Origin of the sequence: Mesorhizobium sp. M5C.F.Ca.ET.164.01.1.1, from assembly GCF_004792125.1 — a bacterium.
Lineage (GTDB): Bacteria > Pseudomonadota > Alphaproteobacteria > Rhizobiales > Rhizobiaceae > Mesorhizobium > Mesorhizobium wenxiniae.
This window is the reverse complement of sequence record NZ_SRTG01000027.1, coordinates 1-7,984: the sequence shown is the minus strand read 5'-3', so window position 1 is coordinate 7,984 and position 7,984 is coordinate 1. Positions and strand designations below refer to the sequence as shown.

General features: G+C 59.4%; 7 protein-coding genes and 1 pseudogene. 2 read left to right on the top strand and 6 right to left on the bottom strand.

Features of this window, described 5'->3' with window-relative positions:
* Positions 1–99: 99 nt before the first annotated feature.
* The gene (locus EN807_RS32025) at positions 100–891 is read left to right on the top strand and encodes an IS110 family transposase (protein WP_135937901.1); all 792 of its coding nucleotides are present in this window, start codon (positions 100–102) and stop codon (positions 889–891) included.
* A 295-nt stretch (positions 892–1,186) separates the two neighbouring features.
* Here the strand turns inward: EN807_RS32025 and EN807_RS32020 are convergent.
* Positions 1,187–1,613, bottom strand: a pseudogene (locus EN807_RS32020) (ATP-binding cassette domain-containing protein); the annotation flags it as partial.
* A 307-nt stretch (positions 1,614–1,920) separates the two neighbouring features.
* Here EN807_RS32020 and EN807_RS32015 point away from each other — a divergent pair.
* Entirely contained in the window at positions 1,921–2,949 is a 1,029-nt protein-coding gene (locus EN807_RS32015) for a hypothetical protein (RefSeq protein WP_127208391.1), read from the top strand.
* Positions 2,950–3,510: 561 nt separating this feature from the next.
* Here the strand turns inward: EN807_RS32015 and EN807_RS32010 are convergent.
* The 5 genes from EN807_RS32010 to EN807_RS31990 all read right to left on the bottom strand — a co-directional run.
* The gene (locus EN807_RS32010; protein ID WP_127208390.1) at positions 3,511–4,389 is read right to left on the bottom strand and encodes an SMP-30/gluconolactonase/LRE family protein; all 879 of its coding nucleotides are present in this window, start codon (positions 4,387–4,389) and stop codon (positions 3,511–3,513) included.
* The gene (locus EN807_RS32005) at positions 4,390–5,523 is read right to left on the bottom strand and encodes a mandelate racemase/muconate lactonizing enzyme family protein (protein WP_164759472.1); all 1,134 of its coding nucleotides are present in this window, start codon (positions 5,521–5,523) and stop codon (positions 4,390–4,392) included.
* Complete coding sequence (locus EN807_RS32000) at positions 5,520–6,608, bottom strand: NAD(P)-dependent oxidoreductase (protein ID WP_127208388.1); 1,089 nt, start codon at positions 6,606–6,608, stop codon at positions 5,520–5,522. Before EN807_RS32000 ends, EN807_RS32005 begins: the two co-directional genes overlap by 4 nt.
* On the bottom strand, positions 6,601–7,365 hold the full coding sequence (locus EN807_RS31995) for a 2-phosphosulfolactate phosphatase (protein ID WP_127208387.1): 765 nt from the start codon (positions 7,363–7,365) through the stop codon (positions 6,601–6,603). Before EN807_RS31995 ends, EN807_RS32000 begins: the two co-directional genes overlap by 8 nt.
* Positions 7,362–7,984 (bottom strand): PfkB family carbohydrate kinase (locus tag EN807_RS31990; protein ID WP_189522655.1); only part of this gene is annotated, 623 nt, incomplete at its 5' end. The genes EN807_RS31995 and EN807_RS31990, both read right to left, overlap by 4 nt.

Below are 7,984 nucleotides of genomic sequence, written 5' to 3'. Positions count from 1 at the left end.
CAGATCACCATACCGGCCCGCGGCTTCTTGAAAGGCCGCAAGGAAAAGGCCTGAGAGAAGAACGCACTCGATCACCGGGCACATCAGGTTGGAAGGCTCTTGCATCGAGGGCGGCAACCAGAGAAGAACGACGTCGCAGATGCGGAGGCGATCGTCGAAGCAGCGCAACGACCGACAATGCGCTTTGTCGAACCGAAGACCAAGGAGCAGCAGTCCCGGGCTATCGTGTTTCGCACCAGAGAGCAGTTCGTGAATCAGCGAACCGAATTGGTGAATGCGCTGCGCGCGCACCTCTATGAGTTCGGTTATGTTGCTCCGCAAGGCATCGGCCACCTGCCACGTCTGGCAGAGATCGTCGAGGACGAGAGCGCAGACCTGCCGGATCTGGTCCGCGACGTCTGCAGCGCTCTCCTTGACCAAATCGACCAGTTGAGCAGCCGGCTCGCGGCATTGAAGAAGACGATGGACACGCTGTCCAAGCAAGCTGCAACATCTCGGCGGTTGCAAACCATGCCCGGTGTCGGCCCTATCGCTGCCCTTGCCATTGAAACCTTTGCGCCGCCGATGGAGGCTTTCAAGTGCGGTCGCGATTTCGCCGCCTGGCTCGGGCTGGTCCCTCGGCAGAAGTCGAGCGGCGGCAAGCAACGATTAGGGAAGGTATCGAAGATGGGCCAGCGAGATATTCGGCGGTTGCTCATCATCGGCGCCATGGCTGTGGTTCGATGGGCGTCTCGGAGGCGCGCGCCCGACGGTTCCTGGCTTGCCCGCTTGATGTTGAAGAAACCGCGCATGCTGGTGGCAATCGCGCTGGCCAAAAGGATGGCGTGTGGCATCTGGGCCATGCTGACGAAACAGGAGGACTACCGGAATCCGGCGACGGTGCCTGCGTGATTTGCAACAACGCACCTGAGACCGGGACGTCGGAGATGTGAGGAAGGCATGAACTGCATGGGCAAATGATCGATCAGATCGGGGTCAGGAAAACCAGAGTCAAGTTGAGAGCCCACGCAAGCTCGCTTTGCTGATTTGGACCTGATCCGCGCATCACCATACCGGCCCGCGGCACATGGAACGGCCGCAAATCAAGGCCTGACACATGACCGCACTCGATCACGCGTCCAATGCTTCAGGTTCTTCCTTGCAAAATGGCTGGCATCCACACAAGAACTTGACGCACACAACCCGCGCCGACCTGTTCCACCTTGCCGTCCCGCATCACCACGATCTTGTCGGCCATGGTCATCGCCTCGATCTGGTCATGGGTGACATAGACAATCATCGTGCCGAGGCGCTGATGCAGTTCCTTGATCTCGACACCCATCGCGACACGAAGGCGTCGAGATTCGATAAAGGCTCATCGAACAGGAAGACTTCCGGGTCGCGCACAATGGCGCGTCCCATGGCCACACGCTGGCGCTGCCCGCCCGATAGCTGTTTCGGAAACCGGTCGAGCAGCTTGCCGAGATCGATTCGGCCGCCTGCTTCACCTTGGCATCAATCTCGGCCTTCGGCCTACCCTTGATCTTGAGCGAAAAGCCCATGTTGTCGGCCACGTTCTTGTGCGGATAGAGCGCGTAGTTCTGGAGCACCATTGCTATGTCGCGGTCTCTTGGCAGAAAGAACTCTATCTTCGAATTCGAGCGTGCGCGTGATTACTGCTTCACGTCAATTCCACCCCAGAGAGCACGGCTACCAGCGGAAAGCATAGCGGAACACGTATTCCGCGCCTGCTTCGCGCACCGCAATTCTATTGGGCTGAGCCATGCGGCCTCCCTAAGCCGAGTCATTGCTATTATACAGCATGAGCAGTTCGCAATATTAGGATATTGCATTCTTGCAACAAATTACTTAACGTGCGCATGCTTTTTCGCCGACTCGGTCGCGATGTCGGGCGTTAAAAGAACAGCCTCGAGGATTCGCATGACCGTACGATTGCTTCACCAGACCGACCTGTTTCGTCCCTATATCGATCCCGATGATCACTGGGACCTTGCTTGTGTCTACGCTCTTGCCGCATCGGGCCAACTGGAGCTCGGCGGCGTACTGGTTGACTTCCCGCCCGATCACTACCCGGGCCGCAGTCCGGACGTCACCGGCGTTGCGCAGCTAAGCTATCTCACGGGGTTACCGACCCACATGGCTGTCGGCTCCTCGATGCCCTACACGCATGACCGGGCGTCGCTTAATGCCCTTTCTAGGCGAGACCGCGCCGGCGCGGAGTTCCTTCTTAAGTACCTTCGCGACAGCTACGGGCCGGCTTACATCAGTATTGTCGGCTCCTGCCGTGATCTCGCCGTTGCGGCCAAGCTTGACCCGGATCTATTCCATGACAAATGCACCGGGATCTACCTCAACGCGGGCACGGGCCATCCCGATGTCGCGAAGCAGAGAGGGACAGAGTACAATGTTGAGCTCAATGCGGCCGCTTACGCCGCCACGTTCGACATCCCGTGCCCAATTTACTGGATGCCATGCTTCGAGACCATGAGGGATTCGACGGACAGAAAGGTCGAGAGGTTCGGTACCTTCTATCATTTCAAGCAGAGCGACGTTCTGCCAAAGTTGTCGCCCGCCCTGCAAAGCTACTTCACCTACTCACTCGAGGCGCGAACGGATGCCCGCTACCTACAGCCGCTGCTGGCGCCGCAGAGCGACGCATCGAGCTGGTTTACCATCCATGCCGATCGCTTAATGTGGTCTACCGCCGGCTTTTTCCACATGCTGTCACAATCCGTGGACAAGGTAGGGAAGATTATTGCGGGGTCCAACGAAGACGATGCGATTTTTGGCTTCCTCCCTGTCGACATCAAGTGTGATCCGAATGGGGTGACGACATGGACGAACGCCGGTGCGGACTCAAATCGCTTCCTGTTTGAGGTAAAGAATCCCGATAGCTATGCTAGCGCCATGACTGCTGCCATGGCGACGCTACTGGGGAATATTCAGTAGTCCTAAGCCGAAACAATGTTCCCACATCTCAGCTTGAAGCGCTGTCAGAGCTTGCCACTATGGGAGGGTTTCTTCACCCGGCGGAGATGCTAAATGAACCGAACCTCCCTCTGCCGAGCGAGGCTGAATGGCCTTCAGAGGCCGAGGCGGGGTCGTGCTTTGGACTAAAGCCAACGGTCTTGGCTGCTGACTCTTTTAGTATTATGGCTGATTTGCGCGCGGTGATTCACCGATGCCGAAGGAGGCGATAGGATCAGCGGTGAAGTTACGGACGTACTTTTCGGCGGGGGAGCTTCACCATCTTGCACGGAACTCAAAGGATGGGAGCCAGAGCAGCCGGCCGTCGGGATGGATCGCCAGACGCTACGCAACCGGGGCGCATGGGTTCAACACGGCCGGCCCTGATGGTCTTGTGGACGAATGCGCCCCGGGACCAGCGTCCCGGTTGTCTCACGAGCAGCAGACCGAACTGGCCGTGTTGGGTCCGGATCGTGGCGTCTATGGCGTCGTTCGCTGGCGACGTATCGACATGAAGAAAGCCATCGAGGATCGCTTCGGCAGCTAGACCCTGCAACTGAACGGCGGTTGGCCAGCCTGACCGACCTCAACGCGGAAGAGGTTGCCGGACTCGGGGAATCGAAGAAGCTCATCCGACGATTGCCTGGTTCGCCGTGAGGTTATGAACAGCGTTCTCAGATCCTCGCTGCCAAGTGCCACACAGGTCGGCGCCATACTCGGCATATCGACGCGATCTGTGACATGACCGTTTCGATCGATACGGACAACACAGCCGCCTCGTAGCCTGGCGCTCCAGTACCCCCCTTCAATGTCCACGGTGGCGCCATCAGGCGATCCCGGAGCGATATTCGGGCCTGCCAGTGGGCCTATCTCGGCAAGACCGGTAAATTGCGGAGCTAGGGCGAAACGCCGGATGGTGCCCTCCGTTGTGTCGGTGAAATACATGATCCGGCCGTCGGGCGAAAAAGCCAGTCCGTTGGCCGCCGTTACGCCACCGAAGAGCGTAACGACCTCGCCATCGGGCGCGAGGCGATAGACGCTTCCGACCGGCTCACAGCTGCGTTCATTGTATGTGCCCAAGACGATCCCGCCGTACGGATCGATGGCGGCGTCGTTGACGCGGGTTTGCGTGAGATGCGGCTCGATCTCGGCCACTTGCGAAAAGTCGGTGAAGGTCGAGTCCGTGATAACAATAGACTTAGGAAAGCCGAGCACGAAGCCGCCACGCACGCGTGGAAAGACAAACGCAGCACGATTAGGAAGTTGGCGTACTGCTGCAATCCTTCCGTTATCGTCCCACCGTAAAACGCACTTTGCTTCAATATCTGTCCACCATAGGCTCTGGTCCGATGCGCTCCAGTTGCATCCTTCGCCCAGCAGGTTATGGCAATCGAACGCCGTGCGTGCGTGATGAAGCCGCATTCACTTTGCACTCTGCAGATTCCGCGTCCGCAGTACGGCAGGATCGACCGCGAAGGGTTCAAGCTTTTCGTGGTCGAATACCACTCCATGTCCGGGTGCCTCAAATGGGAAGGCCACTCCGTTCTCGAGCCGAAGCGCCGTCTGAAGCACGCCCATCTCGGAGAAGCTCCCGCCGTGCACGCATTCGAGGATGTCCGCATTATCGATCGCACACATCACCGCGACGGACAATTCGGACATGTAGTGGGGTGCCATGGGTCGGTGGAAGGACGCCGACAGATTGGCGATCTTCAGCCACTCGCTGATACCTCCGACGCGGCACACGTCCGCTTGGACGACGTCGACGGCATTGGCCTGCAGATAATCGGCAAACTGATGCCGCGTATATAGGCTCTCGCCGACCGCAATCGGCAGCGCTACGAAGCCGCGTAGGTCGGCGTGCCCGCAAATATCCTCGGCGTGGAGAGGCTCTTCGATCCAGCCAAGATCGAACGCCGCGAGTTTCTGCAGTCGGATCATGCAGTCGGAGACGTTCCAGCGCTGATTAGCGTCGACGAACAGTCGTCGCGTGGGACCGATCAGTTTCTTCACGGCCACGATCCGATCGAGATCTTCTTCGGCGTTGTCCCGACCGATTTTGATCTTCACCGCCTTGTGGCCCGCTGCCAGCAATCCATCGACCTGGTTGAGTAGAGCGTCGCTGTCGAGGAAGAGGTCTATGCCACTGCCATAGGTGGGAATGTTGTCGCGCCGCGCGCCGAGCAGACGGAATAGTGGAACGTCATACCATTTGGCCGCGATATCCCATAGCGCGATGTCGATGGCGCCCAATGCGAGGGTGTTGATGCCGCCGGTGCCGCTGCGATGCAATTGGCCGTAGAGGAACGACCAAAGCCGTTCGATCTGTCGCGGATCTTGTCCGACGAGCATTGTCCGGCAATAATCATCGATCAGGGCGAGAATGGCGCTTCCGCCGATCCCTGTGGTGTAGGCAAAGCCCTCGCCAACGATTCCAGCGTCTGTGGTAACGCGGGTGATGATGAATTCGAGGTTCGCGACGCGGTGTGTGGCGTCCTCCCAGGAGACTGTCGGCGGGATGTGATAGAGACGCGAGGCGACATCGATGATTTTCAAGGCTCGGTCCTCCCCGCCATCGTGAGAACTTCGGGGTTCGACAGATTGCCAGGCTTGCCGGCCAAGAGCCGCTGCAGGTTTTGCACAATGCTGCGGGTGTGACGTACGCGCATTTCTTCGGTCCACGCGGCGATATGAGGCGTCGCAAGGACGCGCGGATGAGTAACAAGCGGATCCCACGCCGAAGGCGGCTCCGTGTCAAAGACGTCTATCGCGGCCCCGGCGATCTGTTCGCGATCCAAGGCTCGCAGTAGCGCGCCAGTGTCGATAAGGCCTGCCCGACCTGTGTTGATGAGATAAGCGCCGCGCCCCACCCGATCGAGCTGGTCTGCGCCGATCATGCCGCGCGTTTGCGTGCTGAGCCGCGCGTGCAAGGTTATAATTGCCGAGCGTGCCAGAAGTTCGTCGAGTGAGACCGGTTCGACCCCGAGAGTTCTTAACTCGGCGCTATCGACATAAGGATCGTGGACAATAGTGCTCATGCCAAAGCCGGAAAACTTTTCGGCGACGACACGACCGATTGCCCCAAAGCCGACGATACCGAGTGTGCGACCATGCAGCTCGATGCCCGTGAATGCGAGTTGCGGAGAACTCGCGCCGCGACCCCATACCGTACCACGAAAAAAGTCCTCTCCGGAATCGAATTCGGGGGAGCGGGATCTAATCCATGCACCGGCAGGGATGAGGTGGCGAGTAAGCCCCAGCGCGAGAGCAACCGTGAACTCTGCAACCCCGTGATCCGTTCGCCCGAGAGTGTGCAGTACAGCGATCCCCCGTGCCGTGGCGGCCGCCACATCGATGTTTGCTTGCGGGGCCGAGCGCACTGACAGGATGACGCGAAGCTGTGGTGCGGCAGCCAGCAGCGCTTCGTCAAAACACTCGTATCCCGCTATCACAACCTCGGCTTCAGCAATTGCGTCCATTAGCTGCTTGCGATCACAGAACCACTCGCCGGCTGCCCAGCCGAGCAACTTAAGCTCGCTTATTTCGCGGAGCGTGGCGATGCCCTCCGGGCTAAGATCTGCTGTGGCCAGGACGCGAGGTCGGCCACTGATCAATCTGATGGCGACTGCGCTACTAGGCATCTAGGAGATAAACCGGATGATCGGAGTCTTCGCCCTGCGCGGCAACGACCGGAACGATTGTAGATTCATTGATGAGCGCACAGAACTCCACATCGTTCTGCCGGCAGTTGCCGATGAAGCGGCGACCGGTCATCGAGCTCAGTAACACCTTCACTGCACTATCTTGCGAGATTGTGAAGCCGTGAGCGAGCGACGCGGAGTCGTCTAGTTCAACAGCGTGATCCTTCGCAAGTTCACAAAACTGTGAAACGATCATTCCGGCGCAATAGCTATCTTCAATCGCAACGCGTGAGTTCCGCAGCTGGCCTGAGCAGATTATCGTGATGTCTGCATTGCGCGATGACGCCTCCGCGAGCGCACGCCGGGCTACCGCATTCAGGTTTCGCAGCGAACCAAGCAGTACTAAGGCTGCGCCTTCGCGAACTGCCGTGAGTATGGCTGGGGTGCCATTGGCCGTTGCCAGCATCGCGGAGCGACCCGACAGATCAAGTCGGGAAAGGAGGGACGGCGAGGGCTCATGATCGAATCCGAGGGGCGTTGATCCATCATCCAGCTCCGCGCAAATAACGCCATTCTCGCCCACGGCGGCGCGCGCTTTGGCGACGTCGGAGCGAAATGCTCCGACAAACACACGATCGCTGCCCGCGTCGAAAAGTCCGACGAGAGCTGTCGTGGCACGGATCACATCCACGACAATGCAAACGTCTCCGGCAATACCCAGAGGGCTGGCGGGAAGCAAAGCGACCTTAATCTTCATACGCAAGCGGTCCGGTTTTTCATCAATTTTGAAATCTGACCCGCATCGGGCAATGCCGGAACCACGAGCTTTCTTGTGACTGCGAGGGCGCCCGCCGCAGTGCCGCGGCGAGCAGCGTCAGCGAGGTTCAATCCACTGGCCAGCCCTGCAGCGAGTGCCCCGTTGAATGCATCTCCGGCCCCGGTGGTGTCGACGACCTCGACCGGGTAGCTCGCGATCTTGATCATTCCGTCAGGCCCCGCAATCAGCGCACCATCCGCCCCCAGCGTCATCACGACGTGCCCGACGCCGAGGCCGCGCAATCTTGCCGCTAAATCGGCGTCGGCCTGCCGATCGTCCGCGTCGAGCCCCAGCAGGATGCGCGCTTCGGACTGGTTCGGCGTTAGGATGTCAACGTCCGCAAGGATCTCCTTCGGCAGTGCGCGGCCAGGTGCGGGATTAAGGATGGTCGTCAGCCCCCGCGCCTTGCCGATGGCAAGCGCGCGTGCCGCCGTCTCGACTGGTATCTCGAGCTGTGTGAGCAAGATGCCCGGGCTCGTCCAGGTGGCCGCGAAGGTTTCGACATCGGTCCCCGTGAGCCGCGCGTTGGCGCCGGGATCGGTGATGATGCGGTTCTCGC